Below are 21,649 nucleotides of genomic sequence, written 5' to 3'. Positions count from 1 at the left end.
TATTAAATTGATTTATTGAATGTGAATACTGAACTGCTTCCCAATTGTCCTCCTGGAAGAGTGTAATTCAGTTTTATGTTATAGGTTCCTTGTTTGATATAAGGGAATTTTCCGTTAATGATGTAGTCATACTTCGTAATCATTTGTTGATTCAAAGTGTTTAAGTATTTGTTAACCACTTTATATCTCAAATTAACAAAATCTGTTTTATAATAATATGGCAGATTATAACGGAAAGGAAGATACTCCTTTAGCATATAACTTGTGGGATTATTGATGATGTAATCTTGGTACCATGCCAAAGTTTCTACTCCTTTTGTTGGAGGAACACCAAGAATGGTTGTACTTCTGTCAAATTGTAGATCGACTTCTAAAGGGTATCCTTGATAAACTAAAGGAAAAATCTCATTCTTATAGTAACTGTCATCCAATATGGCTTCAGTATTGATCAAAGGCACGTACAATGTTTTGGCATTTCCTATAATCTCAATTTCATCAAAAGGTTCGGTTGAGCTGTTTAACGACTGTAGAGCATGAACATCAGAGTAGATAATTTCTACTAGGGTTTGTTTTGGCTTTTTAGCAGCCATTTTTTCAGCGAAACTATTGTATTGGCTTGTATTGAAGTTATATTGCAATAATTCAACCCCATCGCCTCCAGTTACAACTTCTGCCAGTTTACTGTCCTTTATCTCAACATTTGCATTTTCACCCAAATCTTGCTTAGTATAGCTTTCTTTTAAATTGCTATTGGCATCACTTTTTGTTTCAAGCGTCATTAAGGAAATATTATAAGTCTTAGACGTTTGTAACACTGGTAAATCTATGCTTACTTTTCTTAGAGTGCTATTATAAGTTATTGTTCCTGTACTTGAAGATGTTCCAGTTTTATAGAATGCTTTTTGAGATTGTCCTTGCTTTAATTCAAACAAGTAAGGCTGGCCTTGTTTTAGCACTACATATGCTTGTTTGGATTCGTTTTGATATACATATTTCTGATCTATTACAGGATAGCAATATGCGATATTAGTTACAGGAATATTGTTTGGTGCAAGTCCTGTAGTGAAATTTCGAACCTCAGTTTCAGTGGCAATCTGTCCATCATCATAAACTGTTTTCCACGCTCCATTAGTAAACTCCTGAAAACTTACTTTTATCGTACTCACTAGATTTGAATTCGGCGGAAATACATCAAAAGGAGTGAAGCTTAATAAATCCTTAGTTTGATTCCATGTGATTTCTCCTGGAATAATGGCACCATCTTTTTTAACAGTGTATTCTTCTAGTTTAAGCTTATATGTTTTGACGCCTGAATCTTCTTCTAATGTAAAGCTTTTTTCTACTGGAAAATTAAATCCAACTTGAGGGACTGCAAAAACACTAACATCTTTCGTACCTTCCGCTGGAGTAATGTCAGCAATTGTTTTTAAGCCACCTAAGGGAGCATCATTAAGAAATTCGCACTGCTTACCAAATTCTAATTTAAACCTGAAACTGCCTTTAATCGCACCTCCTAGTAAGTTGAAATAACCTCCAAGATAACCTCGAATCCAGACGGGGTTTGGTAGTTTTGCTTGTAAAAGAACTGCACCACCACCTTTTATGATGGATATTTTCTTTTTGATCATAAATAATTTGATTTTGATTCCGAGTTCTCCCTGCAGATATGCATAAGATTGTCCGTTTGCATACCACCCATTTAAACCAATTTGTCCCGAACCTTTACATTGTGCTTCGCCATAATCTTTCACCATAATGTCAAATCCAAATCCACATTGGAAGTTGGCATAAAACACAAGGAAAGTTAAATCTCCTGTTTTTAAACTAAAGTCAGATCCAAAAGCAAAACCTTTACCAGAAGCGACGCTATTTTCATCTCTCATATAATCGAGAGACTCTGCACTAACTCCTAGAATTTGCGCAACAATCGATGGTGGAGGGGGGCTTGCAGGAATATCATCCCCAATCATAAAATAACCTCCAGCCTCAACTTCAAAAGATCCAATAGCCAGTTTTATTCCTAGACGATCTGTTGGAGTTCCCATTCTGATATACCATTTGTCTGGTGCAAAATGTAGTACTGCCCACCCAGCTCTGTTGCCAGATGCTCGACCTTTAATAAAACCTCCAGGAGTATCTATATACAAGTCAAAAGTTCCGTGAAGAGTTTTAGATCTAAAATCATATTCGATTGCTGCAAATGCATTGATTCCCATACGCGCTTTAACATCTGTAGGGTACAATTGCTCGGCCGCTTTAGAAAGATTTGAAGTTTTTAGTGCCTCTAATGCAACTGATGACATTAAAGATTCATTTTCAGTTACAGTTTTTAAAGCTTCTGTTAATTCTGATGCTCCAGGTATTTCGAAAGTTTGCATTACGTGTCCTTCACCATAAATACTGATTCGGTTTATACCTCCATGTGTATTAAATGCAATTTCGAATCCAGCACCACCCCAAAAAGCATCTGCAGTAGCAGTACCTGCAAATTTAATCATGGCTTTAACTCCAAGTCCGGAATCGACATCTGGAACATAGTTAGAACCAGAAGCGACAAAACTGTTGCTAAATCCGTCTTTTTTCATTTTGTAGTAAGCGCCACCGCCAAATCCTTTAAAGGTAATAGCGCCTGCCGGAATATTCAGGTTGTCGACCATTGCATCAACATACCAATATCTAAAGCTTTTTGAACCAAAGATAGCATTGGCCTCAACAGAAATTCCACCTGTAAAGTCGGCACCCAGCATTCCTTTGAATCCATTTCCGTAAATAGGATCATTGTCTAATATGGTAATGCTTCCTTTAAATTTAACTCCTCCAAGATCGGCAGCAACTTTAATTTCTTCAAATTTAAGACGGTCGAATTTCCATTTCTGAATTCCTTCCTCAGAAGCAAATTTTCCAATAACATAGAATTTTGTCTGGCCATTAAATTGATCCTTCATTAAGTTGATAGCTAAATCGACTTTTAAACTTGCCGATTCTGTGTTAGCTATTAAAGCAATCTCATTTATGGTAACGGGAAAGTTACTAACTTTTGCATCATCTTCCTTTATGTTTTTATACCCAAAATAATCTGCAGTAATAATTGGGTTAACAGTTTGAAGAGTTAAATTTTGAAATATAATTCCTTTAAAAACAGCGGTTTCTTTTTCATCAGAGGCATTTTCGCCTTCTGTTTTCTCTTTTACTCCAGCAACAGCTTCGGCAGCGGTTACAGGTTTGTTACTTGCTTTAAGCGAAAGAGTTCCGTATAGGACGGCTTTTGGTAAAAATTTGCCTTCTTTTACTTTTAGTTCTACGTAAGAGTTCTTTTCTAAGTTAGCTTTACCTTTAAAAACCTGAAAGCAAATATCGTTAGTAACCTCAGCTTTTAAAAGATATTCATTGTCAATGGTATTAAAAAGAGCTGTATATCCAAGTTCTCCTCTCGCGTCTGATGTGCATTGTCCCGAGGAAACTGGTAAAACAATTCCGCCATTAAATCCTGCAGAAACAAGAGAGTTAGCTCTAAAGCCTAATTCAATATGATTTACAGAAAACTGCCATCCAGAAGCATTTCCTTCATTAATATTTAAGATATTGTCTCCAGAAAAAACACCAGAAACTCCCATTCTGTCAATTAACAGATTGGTAGCTTGGAATGTAATTCGTTCGTTTGTGCCTTTCTTTTTAAATTGAGATGGTAAAACTAATTTTAAAGACTGAACATAAAATCCACGCCATAGTTTTTCATTTCCAGGCACCAGATAATCCTTTTCATAATCTTTTGGCCAAACAATATTACTTGAATTTCTCAAATCGCTCATATCAATGACCGCTTTGTTCAGTTCAAAACAATACCCAGGATGTTTAGTCAATTGAAAAGTAGGTAGGCTGATATCAATCAAAATATCATTCCAGTTGCCTACAACAGCCTTAAATTTTGCCGTTACACGACTATCACCAGCAATAGGATTATAAGCTGAATCAACAGGCTCAAGCATAGTTCTTGAAAATAGAACCTCTGCATCTACACCAAGTTCCTTAAAACCGTTACAATCAATAGTGACATAGGTCTTGTTTGTAACAGCACCGGTGGCCATTTCCATACCGCCTTTTAAAACCAAAAGCGTTTTATCGCCAAACATCTGAATTGGTACATCACCCAGTAAAACTAGATTAGTGTCACCAACTAGGCCCCCTTTATGAGAAAGTTTGATATTATTGGCTCCAAAAAATAATTCTTTTCTATTTCCTTGTGAATCTGTTTGCGGAAGTACAATTTTTACAAAAGCCGTTAATTCAGTATATTGAGGAGTAAATTTGGCATTGCTAATCCCTAAAGAATATTGAATGCCGCCAATAGTTTTTTTAATTCCTATTGGTAGCATTGTTAGATTTTTAGGTTCTAAATAATCGGTAAGATTATCGTTTTTCTCGATTTCATTGAAAACCTCTTTTGCTTTTTCAAGAAATTGATTGGTTGGATCACTTACAGGGTAATTTTTCGCTATAAATGAGCTCGTAAATTCGCTTTCGGCAACTCCGTTGAATGTGCTTTTTACAACTGACTGATCAAGTATTGACTGTTTTGAATTGCTCTTTTTAACATTTGAAATAGTGTCAATGTTCGAGTTTGAAAAACAGTTTATACTTGATAAAAATAAAACTATACTAAATACAAAAGAAGGAAACTTTGAAGTAATTTTTTTCAATTTATAGTAGGTTTGGTTATGTGTTTTGAGATAAGGCTATAAGGAAGAAAAGAATGCTTTCAGAATAAACTTTGGGAAATTCTAATCTTGAAAGCAATATTTAAGAAAGTAAAGTTATTTTCATAAATCTGTTTGGGTTTTAAAACGTAATAGATTGTTAAAATTTCGCCAAAAATAAACTTTTAATTAGACAAAACATTACGGGTTTCCACATTTTGTAAAGAAAAATAAAAAAGGCCTTCCAATTTTGGAAGGCCTGTGCTATTATCTCTTTTTCTGTTGACCTGGAGCATATGCTTTGGCGCTTTGATCTCCATTCATTTTTTTAGCTTGTCCTGGTGGAATTTTTTTACCTGGGGCATGGTGATGATGGCCGTGAGTGTGTACATGCGTACTGCAGCTAATTACACTTAGCACTAAGAACAAAAGAACCAGTACTACTACAGCAATTCGTGTGATTTTTGATGTTTGCATTTAGTTTTAATTTTATTTGAGGTGTTGCAAATATAATCGAAATCTTAGCTTTATAAGTATTTAATCTTAGTTTAAAATGAATTCAAATAATCATCTGAGCATTTTTTTGCTTTAATATTTTAAAAAAAAAGTATGACAATAAAAGAAAATTTCTAATAATTAGATTTACTGGTTTTATGCGCTTAGATAAGAAAAAAAGGAGACGAAAAGAAGAAAATTAAAAATCTTTTATTTAATTTTAAGTGATATTTTCTATCTCTAAAACTCCATATATAAAGCAACCATAATAACCTCTATATTCATCAATATCAAAAATTAAAAGATAAGTGTTCTGGCAATCTTTAAAATTGCAAATTTGATATCGGTACAAAAATGTTCTATTTGGATCTTCTAAATTTTCTAGTTTAGTAATATGAAATTGAGCCAAATCCTTATTTGTTATTTGTTCCGCTTGGATTAATGAATTTAAAAAATTAGAGTTTTTAAATGAAATTACTGCTTCATGTTTTATTCCTCCATTTCCACAATAAAAACTAAAAGGGAATTCAAAATCAGGTGTTTCAGTAGGAAACGATCTTTCATCGCCTAATTGTATTTTTTTTATAATTGAAATTTTGGACATGCTCAATGTTCTTCCTGTTTGCAATACAAACAAATATAATTTTTTATTTGAATTAAGGGAAAATTCCGAAAAACAAAAAGCCCCAGAAAATCCAGAGCTTTTTTTAAAATATATTTTATAGAAAGATTAATCTTCTTTCATGGTATGATACACGTTCATCACGTCATCATCTTCCTCGATTTTTTCGATTAGTTTCTCAACGTCAGCGATTTGAGCTTCTGTTAATTCTTTAGTGATTTGCGGAATACGCTCAAAACCAGAAGAAAGGATTTCAAGACCTCTGTTTTCTAATTCTTTTTGTAAAGCACCAAAACTTCCAAAAGGAGCATAAATTAAGATTCCGTCTTCGTCTTCAAAAACTTCCTCAGCACCAAAATCAATTAATTCTAATTCTAATTCTTCTGCATCGATACCATCTTTTGCAATTCTAAAGTTGCAAGTATGGTCAAACATAAATTCAACAGAACCTTGAGTTCCCATTGTTCCGTTGCATTTGTTGAAATAACTGCGAATGTTTGCTACCGTTCTGTTATTGTTGTCAGAAGCAGTTTCAATTAAGATTGCAATTCCGTGAGGAGCGTATCCTTCAAACAAAATTTCTTTATAGTTGGCAGTATCTTTATTACTTGCATTTTTAATTGCGCGCTCCACATTGTCCTTAGGCATGTTTGCGGCTTTTGCATTTTGAATAACAGCTCTTAATCTAGAATTAGAGTCGGGGTTTGGTCCGCCTTCTTTAACAGCCATTACGATATCTTTACCAATTCTGGTAAATGTTTTGGCCATTGCTGACCAACGTTTCATTTTTCTTCCTTTTCTAAATTCGAATGCTCTTCCCATTTCTAATTTTTAGTTTTGTGATGCAAAAATAAGGTTTTCCTAATTTTTACAAAAACAAAATAATTCTTTTTTGTATGGTCGTTTTTAGTTTTTTTGTTTCAGGTTTCAAGTTGAATGGCTGATGCACAATTTAACCGCAAAGCGCGCAAAGATATTTTATAAATGAGTTTAAAAAACTCAAAGTTCGCAAAGCTTTGTGTAAAAAACTTTGCGAACTTTGCGTAACCCCTTGCTAACTTTGCGGTTAAACCTGAAACCAGAAACAAAAAACATTACTTACTATTACCATTAAATTCATTAATAATATTTACAGCCTCATTCAGGTAAGGGTTAGTTTTAAGATTATCCATTTGGTATTGGTTAATCGTTTTATCATTAGGATAAGCTCCCAAAAGAAACTGATTGACGCTAGAATTGTAAACATCAAGCGGATTATTTTCATCATTAAAAGTATTGATTTCTGTCCAAAGCGCATTTAATGTTTTTTTCTGATTGAAAACTGCATCTAATGTCAACGGAATCTCTGCTTTTGGAGTATTTACAAGCTGATCTATCTTGAGATTGATCTTTTTAATGTTGTTGAAAAAATAATTGTCTGACAATCTTTCCGAACTGTTTTTGGCAATTTTATCAATTAAATTTCTCTTGACATACGTTTTGTATTTCAAAAAAGGTTCGATACTGTCATTTTTTATAGCCGTCGGGAAATCGCTTTCTTTTTGGTAAACATCTTCATAAAATTCGGGAAGCACAACATCTGGTTTTACTCCAATATATTGGTGGCTTTTACCCGTAATTCTATAGAATTTATTGATTGTAATTTTTAAGAAATCGGTATTTTTTTCTTCATCAAGCGGAAGAATAGTTTGCATGGTAGCTTTTCCAAGCGTCGTGCTTCCTAACAAAAGGGCGCGATTGTAGTCTTGCATGATAGAAGAGAAAAATTCACTTGCCGAAGCCGTATTGCTGTTTACCAAAACCACAATCGGACCTCTGTAAATAACGCCCTTAAAAGGATCATTAATTACAGATTTCTCTTTTTTACTGTCAATTACAATCGAAAGCGGACCGTAATCTACAAACATTCCTGCCAATTTTATGGCTTCTTCCATAGAACCGCCGCCATTGTCAATAAGATCAATTACAAGGCCTTTTATGCTGTCTCTTTGCAGTTTTATCACTTCGCGCGCCACATCATCTGCACAGCCTTTTCTGCTATTGCCGTCAAGATCAGCATAAAAACTCGGAATTTTTACGTAGCCAATTTTGCTGTCTTTGCCAATGATAAAACTGAAAACCGAATTTTCTTCATCCTTCATCATCTGTTTTTCAATATAGACATCAAAACTTTTGCCTGAGTTGCGTTTTAGAGTAAGCGTGATGTGTTTATTATTTTCAGACAAAATCATAGACGATATAGATTCTAGAGAAGCACACGAAACTTGAAGCGTTTCTTTCTGATTGGAAATCGAAATAATCTGATCGCCTTTTTTTATCTGGCCTGTTTGATATGCTGGACCATTTGGATCTATTTCATCAATAATAATTTCGTTTTTCTCGTTGAGGTTTACCGTCATTCCTAGCGACAAATGCTCTTTTGATAGAGAAGCAACAAAACTAGATTTAGAATCATCACTAAAGTATGCCGTATGTGGATCAAAATACGTGCAAAAGAAATTATATAGTTTTTCTTCCTGTTTTGTATTAGTTTCAATTAATGAATTAAAACGGCATATTTCATTCGAAACGATTTGATTTTTAGCTGTTTGTTCAATCGATTTGAAATTTGTTTTTACAGAGTCTAGATTTTCGCTCATTTCAGCAATATCATCTAAGATTTGATAACGCAGTTTTTTCATCCAAACTTTTTCCAAGTCTTCTTTTTTTAAATAAAAGGCAAAAGATTTTTTATAAAATCGAATCGTATCTTTTTTAACATAGTCTATCGGTATGGTCTGAATTTTTTCTAAAACCTTTTTAGTGCGTATGAGGCCATTTACGTATTTTGCTTTTATATCAGTAAGAAAACTGCAATCGTTCTTTAGAATCAAATCGTCTAAGTTGTAGCGGTATTTCTGAGCCAATTCGTCATATTCGCTTTTAAAAAAGATATTGCGAGAAGGGTCAAGTTCGTTAATGAGATTGTCAAAAACGAACACAGATAAGCTGTCATCAACTGGTTTGGGTCTCAAATGTTCAGCTTGAATAAGCGCATTTATTTTGTTTAATATTTCACAAGTTTCTGCGCTGTTTTGACCAAAGGATATAGTTGATGTCAGCAAAAAAAGGAGTAGTGAAATCTTTTTCATAAATGGAAATTCAAGGTTCATGATTAAAGTTACACTAATTTTTTTACAAATTGTAGTATTTTTAGCAAAATATCGACAACGAAAAGCATTTAACCGTTAAACGAATACGCATCAAATAAATTAACCTGAATCTGCTTATTTATAGCAAAAAAAAATGCGTTACAACCGTAACGCATCCTTTAGTAGTATAAAGCAAAAAATTATTTCTTGTAAAACGGTAATTTCACCACTTTAGCAGGAACATCATTTTTTCTGATTCTAATAAAAATATCGCTGTCAACTGCACTGTTAGCAGTTGTAACATATCCTAAACCAATTCCTTTGTTCATAGAAGGAGACATAGTTCCAGAAGTTACAATTCCGATTACCGCTCCAGAACCATCAACAATTTCGTAATCGTGTCTTGGCACGGCACGCTCTTGCATTTCAAAAGCAATTAATTTTCTGGTAACACCTGCTTCTTTTTGTTTTTTAAGCGCCTCAGAATTAGTAAAATCTTTAGTGAATTTTGTAATCCATCCTAAACCAGCTTCAAGCGGAGAAGTAGTATCGTTAATATCATTTCCGTATAGGCAGAATCCCATTTCCAAACGTAAAGTATCACGAGCAGCAAGACCAATCGGTTTAATGCCAAAAGGAGCTCCAGCTTCAAAAACTTTATTCCAGATAGCCTCAGCATCTGCATTTTTGCAGTAAATCTCAAATCCGCCAGAACCAGTATAACCAGTAGCAGAAATAATAACATCGCTAAAACCAGCAAAATCGCCAACCTCAAAATGGTAATATGTAATCGCAGACAAATCAACAGAAGTCAAAGACTGCATAGCTTCAACCGCTTTTGGACCTTGAATTGCCAATAAAGAATATTCGTCAGAAAGATTCTTCATTTCAACTCCCAAATCATTATGAGAAGTAATCCAGTTCCAGTCTTTTTCAATATTAGAAGCATTTACAACCAGTAAATACTCTTCACCTTTCATTTTATAAATAATCAAATCGTCAACAATTCCGCCTTCATTATTTGGAAGACAAGAATATTGCGCTCTTCCAATTGTTAAAGTCGATGCATCGTTTGAAGTCACTTTCTGAATCAAAGCCAATGCATTTGGACCCGATAACAAAAATTCACCCATGTGCGAAACGTCAAAAACGCCGACACCATTACGAACCGTTTCGTGTTCAGCATTAACCCCTTCATAAGTAATAGGCATATTATAACCAGCAAAAGGAAGCATTTTCGCTCCTAAACCTTCATGTATGTGCGTAAGCGCAGTATTTTTCATTGTGTTGTTTTATAAAATTGTTTTGCAAATCTATTCAAAAAATATCAAATTAAAAGACCTTAAATTATAAATTTCGCAATAATTTGGAGCTATTTCCTGCTATCCGCTATATTCCCGATTAACAAAAACTACGGCTAAAAAGCCTTGTTTTTCTAAATCGGGAGATGCCGCTTCTATCAGGGCTAGGGGTAACAGTTTCATTAGAAGAATCATGATTTCAATTTTTTATGTAATTTTATTGTATAAAATAGTCTAGATGAAATCACCGTATTTAATTAATAAAGAAGAATTTCAGAAATTATATAAACCTATAAATCCTCAAACTCATAAAGGAACACAAGGTCATGCGGTGATTATTGCTGGAAGCTACGGAAAAATAGGAGCGGCGGTTTTGGCTTCAAAATCCTGCCTCAAAACAGGTTGCGGACTCGTAACAACTTTTATACCCAAATGCGGTTATCAAATACTTCAAATTTCTATTCCCGAAGTAATGACCGTAACCGATGAAAACACCAATTTCATTACCAATATTCATTTACCGCTAATTCCGCAAGCAATCGGAATCGGCCCAGGAATAGGAAAGGAGCTTGGGACACAAAAAGCTTTATTTGAATTTTTGAGAGTTAACAAAGCGCCTTTGGTTCTGGATGCAGATGCATTAAATATTATTTCCGAAAATTTGTCTTGGTTGGAATTAGTTCCAGAAGATACCATCCTAACACCTCATCCAAAAGAATTAGAACGTTTAATTGGAAAATGGAATTCAGAAGCCGAGAAATTTCAAAAAACAATTGCTTTTTCAGAAAAATATAAAGTGATTTTGGTCATGAAAGGTGCTCCAACTTACATCATAAACAGAACTTCAGTCTACGAAAACACAAGCGGAAACGCCGCCCTTGCCACAGCAGGAAGCGGTGACGTTTTAACTGGAATCCTCACAAGTCTTTTAGCGCAAGGATACGAACCCAAATACGCTTCCAAAATGGGCGTCTACCTACACGGATTAACAGCCGATTTAGCTTTACCCAAAACGGGTTATGAATCTTTTACGGCTTCGACAATTATTAAGTATTTAGGAAAAGCTTTTTTGAGTTTAGAAGTTTAATGCAAAAGTTATTGTAACGCAAAGAGCGCAAAGGTTTTTCGCAAAGTTTTTTGAGTTTGCTTTGCTTTTTAAGATCACAAAAAAATATTCTCATTTTTGTCATCCTGAGCGAAATCGAAGGAACGCAAAGATATTCTTCAAAGTTTAGTTTCCTTATCAAGCTACGTGTGTCCCCTCGACTTCGCTCAGGGTGACAACCCGATGCGTTACTATATAATTAAATCTCTGTGAACTTAAAAAGCAAAGCAAACTCAAAAAAAACTTAGTGCTCTTTGCGTAAACCTCCGCGAACTTTGCGTTACAAAAAACTTCACAAGAAGAAAAAATCTAAAATCTACATTCTACAATCTAAAATCAAAAATTGTAAGTTTGTAATATGAAAAATTTCGACTTAAGAACAGTAAATGTCATGCGTTATATAACGCCACTGCGCGAAGGCGGTTCTTTACCCGCTTTAGCAGAAGCCGATGACGACTTTAAATACGTATTAAAATTTAGAGGTGCCGGACACGGCGTAAAAGCCTTAATCGCCGAATTAGTGGGCGGACAAATCGCCAAAGCTTTAAAACTGCAATTGCCAGAATTAGTTTTCGCAAACCTAGACGAAGCTTTCGGAAGAACCGAAGCCGATGAAGAAATCCAAGATTTACTGCAAGGAAGTCAAGGATTAAACTTGGCGCTTCACTTTTTATCAGGAGCCATTACTTTTGATCCTGCAGTAACAACTGTCGATGCTAAATTGGCTTCGCAAATTGTTTGGCTAGACGCATATATCACAAACGTAGATAGAACTTTCAAAAATACCAATATGCTGATTTGGCATAAAGAATTATGGCTGATTGATCATGGAGCATGTTTGTATTTCCACCATTCTTGGAACAACTGGGAACAACACGCTAAAAGTCCGTTTGCGTTGATAAAAGATCACGTTTTACTGCCGCAAGCTTCAATGTTAAAAGAAGTTGATGCTGAGTTTAAAGCGATCCTAACGTCAGAAATTTTGGAAGAAATTGTAAATACGATTCCGCTAGACTGGTTGCAATGGGAAGATGCGGATGAAACTCCTGAAGGATTGCGAAATGTTTATTTGCAGTTTTTAAAGACAAGATTGGAGAATTCAGAAATATTTGTAAATCAGGCGCAAAATGCAAGATAACCACTTATACGAATATGCTGTGATTCGTGTTGTGCCAAGGGTAGAACGCGAAGAATTCCTGAATATCGGAATCATTTTGTTTTGCAAAAAAGCCAAATTTATAAAGGTTCTTTTTCATTTAAATAAAGAAAAAATACAGGCTCTTTCTAATGATTTCGACATCGAACAATTAGAATGCAATCTGACTTCATTGGTAAAAATCGCCAACGGAGCCAAAGATGGCGGTCCAATTGCTGAATTTGAGATTCCAGAGCGTTTTCGTTGGTTAACGGCCATTAGAAGTTCTGCAATTCAAACCTCAAGACCTCATCCGGGATTAACTCAGGATTTGGAGAAAACCGTTCAGCGTTTGTTTGAGGAGTTGGTTCTTTAAAAAGGGACAAAGAGACATAGGAACAAAGCGACAAAGGTTTTTTAACCGCAAAGGGCGCAAAGATTTATTTATTGAAGATTTTATAAAATCGCAAAGTTCGCAAAGCTTTATGTAAATGCTTTGCGAACTTTGCGTAATTCTTTGTGTTCTTTGCGGTTAAAGAAAAAACCACGGCCTACATCGAAATGCAATCCGTGGTTTAAAAACTAAAAATAACTTATTCTTGTGTCGTGGTTCAATTAAAAAGAACCACAAACATTACCGCCCAAAGTAGGTCCCGCATTTGCAGAAATATCAGCTTTAACAGCCGTTTTAGCCAATTTTACAATAGAATATGGCGGAGTAAAAGCAGTTCCGCTTCCTGCTTGAGTTCCCGTTACATTTGTAAATACATTATCTGTAGCCGTAACCGCCGTATAACCGCTCATTAAATCGATTGGATTTTTCACGCCTTCAAAAACATTGCTTTCTACGCGAATATTTGCTTCAAATCCTGCTGCAATACATTTGTTGCTTACAGTGCTGTTAAAGAAGCTGTTTACAATATGCACTTGTCCAAAACGAACTCTAGGCATTCTTTCTTTACAGCCTGGAGCCCACCAACATCTTGCAAATGTGATTCTTAGTTTTCCGCGGTCACCAGTTGCACCATCGCTAGAACCAATTAAATTAGAAAATCTATGATCGTCAGTTCCGCCAGAACCTCCTGCTTTTGGTGGTTTTAAGTAATGGAATTTAGAATATGTAACCGAAATATAATCTGATTTATTTTTAATGTCGAAGTTTCCATCAACACCATCTCTAAATTCGCAGTGATCCACCCATACGTTTGTACATTCATCCAAAATGGCATTATCCCAACCATCAGTGTCATAAGCGCCAGGACCTTCAAAAATCAGGTTTCTGATGATGATGTTTTTGCATCTTTTGATGTTAATAATTCCAGAAGCATCTTTGGTCTGGTTTGTCGAAACCAATTTTGCTCCGCTTGCGCCATAAATCGTTTTTCCGGTCTGATCCTGAAATGACAATCTTGTTGTAACTGTGATAGTTCCAGAAACTTTAATCACTTTTACAGCAGTGTTTTCAATAGCCGATTTCAACTGAGCATAAGTCGTAACTGTGGTTTCGGCAGAAGAACCTCCGCCAGTCGTACCACCGTTTAGCGAAGCCCATCCAGGAACCTCAGCACAATTTCCGATTTTAGCTGTCGGATTGGCTGCAGATGCATCAATCGTTTCATTTGTTGGTTGAATACTTGCTTCTGTGTTTGAAGCGATTTCTTCGGAGTTACATGCCGTAAATCCGAAAATCAATGCTGTAGCGAACATTGAAAGTTTTGATTTTAAGTTCATAATTAAGTTTGGTTATTTAAAAAGTTTAACAACGCAAAACTCAATATTATTTGTAGGAAAAAAGTTGAACAAGTTCAAACTTTCGTAAAAAAATCTATGAAATATGTTTTTTTAACAGTTCTAAATTTACAAAAATGTATTTTATGTCTATTTTTACGTAATCGATTACATTGTTATAATTCCCTAATTAATAATGAGTTGAAAAAGCAAACTTAATCCTCACAAAAAACCACAAAAACCACAAGATGTACAACCTACTACGAGCAAACATTGAGCGAAAGATTCCGCTCACAGATGAAGAATGGGATATTATTGTCTCAAAAGCAGAACTCATTAAATTGAAAAAGAATCAATTCCTACAAGTTCAGAATTCGAATAGCAGTTACGAAGGATTTATTATGAAAGGTTCATTCAAAACCTACATTTTAAACGAAAACGGAACAGAAACCGTCATTTTCTTCTCTTTCGAAAACGAATGGATTTGCGATCTGGAAAGTTTTTACCACCAAAAACCAACCACATACAACATTAAAGCTATTGAAGACAGCGAAATAGTAGTTATCAATAAAATGCAAAAAGCGTATTTGTTTGCCGTAATTCCAAAACTTATTAAGTTTCATGTTTTAATGATAGAACGAGCCAATGTAGCTATTCAGCAACGGCTTTTGGATGTGCTGCATAAAACCTCAAAACAGCGTTATCTCGATTTTAAGGAGCGTTACCCGCAAAAGATACGTTCGATAAATAATAAGAATTTGTCTTCGTATTTAGGTGTTTCGCACGAGTTTCTTTCGAAGATTAAGAGAACGGTATCTTGATTTGAAAGATCAAAGGTACAGAGTAACAAAGTGACAAAGGTCTTCTGTAGAGACGCACTGCAGTGCGTCTAACGTTGCGTAAAAAATCTCGCAATCCCGGGATTGCGAGATTAAAAAAAACTTCGCGCCTTCGAGCCTTCGTGGCAAAAAAAAAACTTAAATACTTTTCTCCAAATAAATAAACTCCAAAGGTTCAGCAGAAACTGTAGTATGAATTTCACTCTCAGGGAAAGCCTCACGTTTACCAGTATCTACATAACCATGACGTTTGTACCAAGCCACAAGCTCTTCGCGAACCGAAATAACCGTCATAATAATACTTGATAAACCAAGAGATTTTGCATGATTTTCGGCCTCGGCTAAAAGCTTTTTCCCGATTCCGCTGTTTTGAAGTTCTGGCGAAACCGTTAGCATTCCTAAGTACAATTGATGTTCTTTTTCTACCAATAAAACCGAACCAATGATTTTGTCATTCGCTGTAAATTTCAGAATCGTATTTTTTGGATCAAGAAAGATTTCGGTCATTTCCTGTTCGTCGGTTCTTTTTCCTTCTAGTAAATGCGCTTCGGTTGTCCAGCCTTTTTTAGAAGTTTCACCTCTGTAAGCGGAGTTGATTAAAATCGTTAATGCTGGAATATCTTCGATTGTTGCTTTTGTAATCATATATTTTGTAAAATGTGAAATGTAAAATTACAATTTGGGGCGTAATGAAAAACAAGATTTTAAATTTATGTAAGTAAATATTTAAATAAAATTCTAGAAATTTGTATGGAACACAAAATCAATAAAGTATGAGCAGAATACACTTATTTGAATTTGAAGATCAACAATGGCTTCCCGAATTTATTAGAAATTACATGACCGATTTTCTGCAGTTTCTTTCTAATAAAACTGCGATGTATAGAGGAATTGTTCCGGTTATTGAAAAAGTTATAAAAGAAACCCAAACCAACCAAATTATAGATCTCGCTTCGGGTGGAGGCGGCGGACTGATTTGGCTCAACGCCGAATTACGAAAAAACAATCCCGATTTAAAAATTCTGCTGACGGATTATTATCCCAATATTCCTGCGTTTGAACATACTCAAAAACAAGCCGATAATTTCGATTTTGTAAAAACTTCCGTTGATGCCAGAAATGTTCCCGAAAACTTAAAAGGACTTCGAACACAATTTTTATCCTTTCATCATTTTAAACCGAAAGATGCGCAACAAATTCTGCAAAATGCGATTGATACCGATAGTTCGATTGCTATTTTTGAAGGGCAGGAGAGAAGTGTTCCGAGTATTATAGCGATGCTACTTTCGCCGATTTCTGTTTTACTGACAACGCCATTTATCCGTCCGTTTAAAATTGGCAGAATCATTTTTACGTATCTCATTCCAATTGTGCCGATTTTAGTTTTGTGGGATGGCGTGGTTTCATCTTTAAGAACCTATTCTGTTGACGAAATGAACGAATTGATTTCTAAATTAAATAATAAAGATAATTTTAATTGGGAAGTTGGAAAAGTGAAATCTGGACCTGCGAAGATTTTGTATTTGTTGGGAACTAAAAAATGAATTGACTCCAGCTTTAGCTGGGGGAACAAAATTAAATATGAAAAATGGCTTTAGCCTAACATCTTGTTTTTTGGCTAAAGCCGAGTTTGGCATGAAATATAAAACCTCCAACTAAAGTTGGAGGCAACTCATTTTTAATATTGTAAATAAATATTGATTTGTCTATTTGTAAACTTGATAAACAATAATTTACGTGAAATATGAAATACGTATCTTACAAAAACAATTTTGTTTTTTACTGAAAATTGAGTTTTGTTTAAGAATTTTAAATATCTTTGAATTATGAGTACAGCAACTAAACCAAGACATATCGGCAGAAATATAAGCCGTATCAGAGAGCTTAAAGATATGAAGCAGGATGCACTGGCATTGGCTTTAGGCATAAGCCAGCAGATGGTTTCGAATATTGAAAACAGCGAAACGGTTGACGAGCAAAGATTAATTGAGATTGCAAAAGCCCTTGGAGTTTCTGTTGAAGCAATTAAAAACTTTTCGGAAGAAGCGGTTTTTAATATTATTGGAAATACTTTTCAAGATCACGGTACTATTCCTATTATTACAACAGGTGATTACAATTGTACTTTTAATCCTTTAGATAAAGTTGTAGAACTTTACGAACGTTTGGTGCAAGCTGAAAAAGATAAAGTTGAGTATTTAGAGAAATTATTGAATGGGAAATAACCGTTTTTTGGAGATATATTAAATTGAAAAGAGACCTTTGATGAGGTCTTTTTTTATTCGTTAATTATTTTACTAACGAGTGTTATTGCTGATTGTAGATTATTATTCTTGAAAAAAGCTAATTTATTTTATAAGTAAAAGATTAGTTTGTTTTTTTAAGTTCTTATATTATATCTCCCAATTAATAGAATTAGCTATTTTAAGCATTTTTTTTGCTTCTTCAGGTTCTATTGAATAAACAAAATAGATTTTACCAAGTAACCACTCTTTTCCATAACTTTTTTCAGGACAAATTCTTTTAAAATGCGAATATGCACCATATTTCGAACAAAAATGTAAGTGTCTGTATATTTCCTTCTTGAACTTTTTAGGAACTCTTACTTTACCGTCGATTAATAATCCTGTAACAATTTGTCGTTGCCCTCTTTTGTACTTTCCTACCTTATCCCAATTTATTTTTAGATTTTCATCTTCAATTATTTTTTTTAAAATTCCAATGTTAGGTAAGTTATTTCTATCCCCCGAAAATGTAATATCGTCAGCATATCTCGAATAATTTACCACTAATTTATTTGCAAGTTTTGAAAGCCTCAAATCCAATCTTCTACAGACTAAGTTTGATAAAATTGGGCTTGTTGGTGCACCCTGCACTAAAACAGATTCTTTTAAATTATATAGCTCTTCAAAATATTCTTGTTCCTCAGATGACATAATTTCATACTTATCCTCTGGAATTTGAGCCGTGCAGATTTTAGCAAATTCTACGCATAAATTTGCGGAATATCCTAATGAACTAAAAATACCATATACTCTTTTTTCATTTATTGTTTCAAAGAAATTTCTCAAATCAAGATTTAAAATAACATCGCTATTTTCGTGATTTTTTGCATTATTTAGAATAGACTTTTTTTTTATAAAACCTGTTGCTAGTTGGTGGACTTCTAAATTGTCAAGTATGTTTTCCTTTATCCAACTTTGCATAAATTTCAAATCTTTGTATGGCGCTACAATTCTTCGTAATCCTCCCTTTTTCTTTTTAATTAAATAGTATGAATAATAATTATTTCTATTTTGAATGATTTTTATTACATCACTTAATTCCATCCCAATTAGAATAGAAAAGTGCTTTAGAGAAAAAATGACTGGTAAATTTTTACTTCTTAAGTTGTCTATATAACTTAAAGTATTTTCTAAAAATGTGGAAGTATGTCCTTCATTTTTGGCTGCTTCAATGTATATATTTCGAGGAAAGTCCATTTTAATTCAATTACTCTATTTTGAAATCAATTCACGAAGTGAATTGTGCGTGGCCCGAGGAACGAGGTGTTATGCACAAATCAGTATAATGTAGCTTTAATAGTCCTTAATCCAAACGGGACAAAGAAGTCAATTTTTATTGACAAAGCTAATTGAATTTACTCATGAACTCCCCTGAAATACTTTTGGCACGTAAACGATATCTTCTTCTATTTTTAATTGATTGATGATTTGACTATTGTTTTGGAATTTAATCTTTTTTCTTATTAGTTCAATTATATTAATTGCATTTGTAGTTAATTTCCCATTATTGTCAAATAGATTTTTTTCCTTACCAATATTAATAATAGAATCGTATTCATTGATATTTATTCCCAGCATTAAACTTATTGATAAGTCAGATTTCTGCTTTCTTTTTAAATAAAGAATTGATACTAATTGAATTGTTTGGGTTTGATATTTTTCTTCATCATTAAATAAATTATTATTTAATCCTAACTTGTAAAGAATGCTTACCCAATAACTTTGATTTTGTTTAAATTCTTTAGAACGCTCAATTATTAAATTACCTCTTCTTGGAAATAGTGGACTCCAATATGTGTCATTATTTTTATTTTTACAATCTGCCCATATTATAGATAAAGTATTATTTGGGATTGAATGTTCAAAACCAATTAAAGCTTGTGTATTTTGATAGCCCAAAGGGTGCTGTTTATTTTTATTATTGTAATCTTCTAAAGAGTAGAGATCATTACCATACCTAAAACAAAAATCTCTAATTGCTTTCATTTTTGGATAGTATCCAAAAACTGAACCTCTTTCAGAAAATGCTGGAATCTTTTTATTTCCAATTAAGTGAATATTGGACTTTTTAAGCGTTTCTTCAGCTTTTTCCATAAATGCAACTGTAAGAACAATGATTGTATGCTTTTCAGGTAATTCTGTTTTAATTTTATTATAATATTCTAAAATAGTGCCACCAGTCCCTGAGAAGTCATCAACCAGTACAATAGTAGCATTTTCTGGTAATTCAGAAAACTTACTTTCTTCGAGAAGTGTAAGTCTATTAGAATTTCTAGTAAAAGAAGGTGTTTTTTTTAAATAATATACCATTGCACTGCCACTTTTCCCAAAATAATACACAATCCTTTCATTTCCTTTTTTACGAATATTTCCGACAGGAATTAAGAAAATTTTTCCACTAGAATTATTAATTATGTTCTGTAATCCGTTTTCGTATTCTTTGATAATGTCTTTTGTCGAATAGTATTCAAAATTGTTTAAAACTGTTAATGCTTTTTTCCAATCAGTTTTATCGAAATTTTCTAGCCAAGTAATAATATCCAGCTGCGACAATGAGTTACTAAACCTGTCACTAATTACATTTATTATTTCTTGATAATCTCGAATCATTTTTTTTCAGTTGTATTTAAGTATGTTTTCACAATGCCCTCTAACTTCTATGTAGACGAAGATGTAATTTAACTTTCTTACTTTCAAATATATCTTTTTTTCTTATTAATTTTAAAGGTTTTATGACAAAATATGGAACTTTTTCATGTTCAAAAATGTAGATGTTTTTTAGAGTTGATTATTATATATAAAAAAGGACCTAGTTTTAAACCACTTTCTTATGTAAATAGGTTATCCCAAAAAACTTTTCAACTCCTCATAAGTCCCAATCTTCACACTAACTTTTTTCTCATTAATAACACTCTCAATTTGAGCAGGAATAGGAAGTGTAATTCCTAAAGCAGGCTCCACCACATCTAAGAATTTAATAGGATGCGCTGTTTCTAAGAAAATACCAATGGCATTTGAGTGTTTTTCAAGCTCTTTTTTCAAACCTAAATAACCAACAGCGCCGTGCGGTTCTGCAATGTAACCGTCTGTATTGTAAATTTTCTTTAGTGCTTCAAGTGTTTCTTCGTCAGTATAACTGTAAGAAGAAAAGTCTTTTTCGAAAGCTTTTAAATCATTATTGTATAATTCCTGAATTCTAATAAAGTTGCTTGGGTTTCCAACGTCCATGGCGTTAGAAATTGTTGCTTTAGAAGGTTTCGGGTCGTATTTTCCGTTTTTTAAGAATCTTGGCACCGTGTCGTTTACGTTTGTAGAAGCAACGAAATGTTCAATTGGCAAACCTAATTTTTTTGCCATAATTCCCGCGCAGATATTCCCGAAGTTTCCGCTTGGGCAAGAGAAAACTAAAGGTTTGTTTTGGCTTTTCAAGGCTTTGTAAGCAAAGAAGAAATAAAACATTTGCGGCAACCAGCGTGCAATATTAATAGAGTTGGCAGAAGTCAGGTTTTTGTGCGCCAGAGTTTCATCTAAAAACGCTTTTTTCACCATATCCTGACAATCGTCAAAAACGCCGTCCACTTCAAGCGCTTTAATGTTTTGCCCTAAAGTAGTCAATTGCTTTTCCTGAATATCGCTCACTTTTCCTGACGGATATAAAATGACAACATCAACGCCGTCAACGCCAAGAAATCCGCTTGCAACGGCTCCGCCCGTATCTCCGGAAGTCGCTACTAAAACCGTGTTTTTAGAATCTTTTTTGTCTTTGTTGAAATGACCCAAACAACGCGACATAAAACGCGCTCCAACGTCTTTAAACGCCATTGTTGGCCCGTGAAATAATTCTAACGAATAGATCCCGTCTTCGACTTTAACAACAGGAAAATCAAAAATTAAAGTTTCGGCAATTATTTCTTTTAGTTTTTCTGCTGGGATTTCGTCGCCAACGAATTGTTTAATCGCTTCAAAAGCAATTTCTTCGTGGCTTAAACTTTCGATTTTATCAAAAAATGAAGGATCAAGCGGTGTAATGCTTTCTGGGAAATATAATCCTTTGTCAGTTGCTAATCCTTGTATAACTGCTTCCTGAAAAGAAACTTTTGGGGCATTATGGTTTAAACTGTAGTATTTCATTATTTTAAATTTTTGATTTTAGATTTTAGATTTTTTGGAACGTAAATTCCAGTGCTAAAATTCCAAATTCCAATGGTTTGTGTTGTAATGTTTTCAGCGCATTTTTGTCATTTCGACGTAAGGAGAAATCTTCGTAAGTAACTCCGCAATGTTTAGCCAATCTTTGTCGAGCTTCTCGCGAAG

Annotated in this window: 17 protein-coding genes; 6 read left to right on the top strand and 11 right to left on the bottom strand. The window is 34.0% G+C overall.

Annotation, left to right across the window (positions count from 1 at the left end):
* Positions 1–2 precede the first annotated feature (2 nt).
* From BB050_RS00420 to gcvT, 6 genes are all read right to left on the bottom strand, one after another.
* Positions 3–4,697 carry a hypothetical protein gene (locus BB050_RS00420; RefSeq protein ID WP_066032187.1) on the bottom strand — a complete coding sequence of 1,565 codons (4,695 nt, stop codon included), beginning with the start codon at positions 4,695–4,697 and terminating at the stop codon, positions 3–5.
* Between the two features lie 264 nt (positions 4,698–4,961).
* Positions 4,962–5,171 (bottom strand): hypothetical protein, encoded by a 210-nt coding sequence (locus BB050_RS00415; protein ID WP_008462700.1) that lies wholly within the window; start codon positions 5,169–5,171, stop codon positions 4,962–4,964.
* 238 nt (positions 5,172–5,409) lie between these two features.
* Positions 5,410–5,826 (bottom strand): hypothetical protein, encoded by a 417-nt coding sequence (locus BB050_RS00410; RefSeq protein WP_123906978.1) that lies wholly within the window; start codon positions 5,824–5,826, stop codon positions 5,410–5,412.
* 93 nt (positions 5,827–5,919) lie between these two features.
* Entirely contained in the window at positions 5,920–6,633 is a 714-nt protein-coding gene (locus BB050_RS00405; protein WP_008462702.1) for a YebC/PmpR family DNA-binding transcriptional regulator, read from the bottom strand.
* A 272-nt stretch (positions 6,634–6,905) separates the two neighbouring features.
* The gene (locus BB050_RS00400) at positions 6,906–8,942 is read right to left on the bottom strand and encodes a S41 family peptidase (RefSeq protein WP_066035069.1); all 2,037 of its coding nucleotides are present in this window, start codon (positions 8,940–8,942) and stop codon (positions 6,906–6,908) included.
* Between the two features lie 200 nt (positions 8,943–9,142).
* A complete protein-coding gene (gene gcvT, locus BB050_RS00395) occupies positions 9,143–10,225 on the bottom strand; it encodes a glycine cleavage system aminomethyltransferase GcvT (RefSeq protein ID WP_066032185.1) in 1,083 nt (360 codons plus the stop codon).
* 256 nt (positions 10,226–10,481) lie between these two features.
* Between gcvT and BB050_RS00390 the strand changes: the two genes are divergently transcribed.
* The 3 genes from BB050_RS00390 to BB050_RS00380 all read left to right on the top strand — a co-directional run bounded on the left by BB050_RS00390 (position 10,482) and on the right by BB050_RS00380 (position 12,859).
* Entirely contained in the window at positions 10,482–11,330 is an 849-nt protein-coding gene (locus BB050_RS00390; protein WP_066032184.1) for an NAD(P)H-hydrate dehydratase, read from the top strand.
* A 376-nt stretch (positions 11,331–11,706) separates the two neighbouring features.
* Complete coding sequence (locus BB050_RS00385; protein ID WP_066032183.1) at positions 11,707–12,486, top strand: HipA family kinase; 780 nt, start codon at positions 11,707–11,709, stop codon at positions 12,484–12,486.
* Positions 12,476–12,859 (top strand): DUF3037 domain-containing protein, encoded by a 384-nt coding sequence (locus tag BB050_RS00380; protein ID WP_066032182.1) that lies wholly within the window; start codon positions 12,476–12,478, stop codon positions 12,857–12,859. Before BB050_RS00385 ends, BB050_RS00380 begins: the two co-directional genes overlap by 11 nt.
* Positions 12,860–13,098: 239 nt before the next feature.
* On the opposite strand, the gene BB050_RS00375 is transcribed toward BB050_RS00380, so the two are convergent.
* Positions 13,099–14,214: a pectate lyase family protein gene (locus tag BB050_RS00375; RefSeq protein ID WP_066032181.1), complete on the bottom strand. Its 1,116-nt coding sequence runs from the start codon at positions 14,212–14,214 to the stop codon at positions 13,099–13,101.
* Positions 14,215–14,459: 245 nt separating this feature from the next.
* Here BB050_RS00375 and BB050_RS00370 point away from each other — a divergent pair, with 245 nt between their 5' ends.
* Positions 14,460–15,032: a Crp/Fnr family transcriptional regulator gene (locus tag BB050_RS00370; protein ID WP_066032180.1), complete on the top strand. Its 573-nt coding sequence runs from the start codon at positions 14,460–14,462 to the stop codon at positions 15,030–15,032.
* A 156-nt stretch (positions 15,033–15,188) separates the two neighbouring features.
* Here the strand turns inward: BB050_RS00370 and BB050_RS00365 are convergent, their stop codons facing one another.
* Positions 15,189–15,695 (bottom strand): GNAT family N-acetyltransferase, encoded by a 507-nt coding sequence (locus BB050_RS00365; RefSeq protein ID WP_066032179.1) that lies wholly within the window; start codon positions 15,693–15,695, stop codon positions 15,189–15,191.
* Between the two features lie 128 nt (positions 15,696–15,823).
* Here BB050_RS00365 and BB050_RS00360 point away from each other — a divergent pair, with 128 nt between their 5' ends.
* Positions 15,824–16,594 (top strand): hypothetical protein, encoded by a 771-nt coding sequence (locus tag BB050_RS00360; protein WP_066032178.1) that lies wholly within the window; start codon positions 15,824–15,826, stop codon positions 16,592–16,594.
* Between the two features lie 282 nt (positions 16,595–16,876).
* Complete coding sequence (locus tag BB050_RS00355; RefSeq protein WP_066032177.1) at positions 16,877–17,275, top strand: helix-turn-helix domain-containing protein; 399 nt, start codon at positions 16,877–16,879, stop codon at positions 17,273–17,275.
* Positions 17,276–17,443: 168 nt separating this feature from the next.
* Here the strand turns inward: BB050_RS00355 and BB050_RS00350 are convergent, their stop codons facing one another.
* The 3 genes from BB050_RS00350 to thrC form a co-directional block, all read right to left on the bottom strand.
* Positions 17,444–18,532: a reverse transcriptase family protein gene (locus tag BB050_RS00350; protein ID WP_066032176.1), complete on the bottom strand. Its 1,089-nt coding sequence runs from the start codon at positions 18,530–18,532 to the stop codon at positions 17,444–17,446.
* Positions 18,533–18,694: 162 nt separating this feature from the next.
* Positions 18,695–19,945: a phosphoribosyltransferase-like protein gene (locus tag BB050_RS00345; RefSeq protein WP_123906977.1), complete on the bottom strand. Its 1,251-nt coding sequence runs from the start codon at positions 19,943–19,945 to the stop codon at positions 18,695–18,697.
* Positions 19,946–20,176: 231 nt separating this feature from the next.
* Positions 20,177–21,466: a threonine synthase gene (gene thrC / locus BB050_RS00340; RefSeq protein WP_066032174.1), complete on the bottom strand. Its 1,290-nt coding sequence runs from the start codon at positions 21,464–21,466 to the stop codon at positions 20,177–20,179.
* Between the last annotated feature and the right edge of the window lie 183 nt (positions 21,467–21,649).

The sequence above is a fragment of the Flavobacterium anhuiense genome, assembly GCF_001705175.1.
Lineage (GTDB): Bacteria > Bacteroidota > Bacteroidia > Flavobacteriales > Flavobacteriaceae > Flavobacterium > Flavobacterium anhuiense.
The sequence above is the reverse complement of the archived record's forward strand: the minus strand, read 5'-3'. Positions and strand labels throughout refer to the sequence as shown.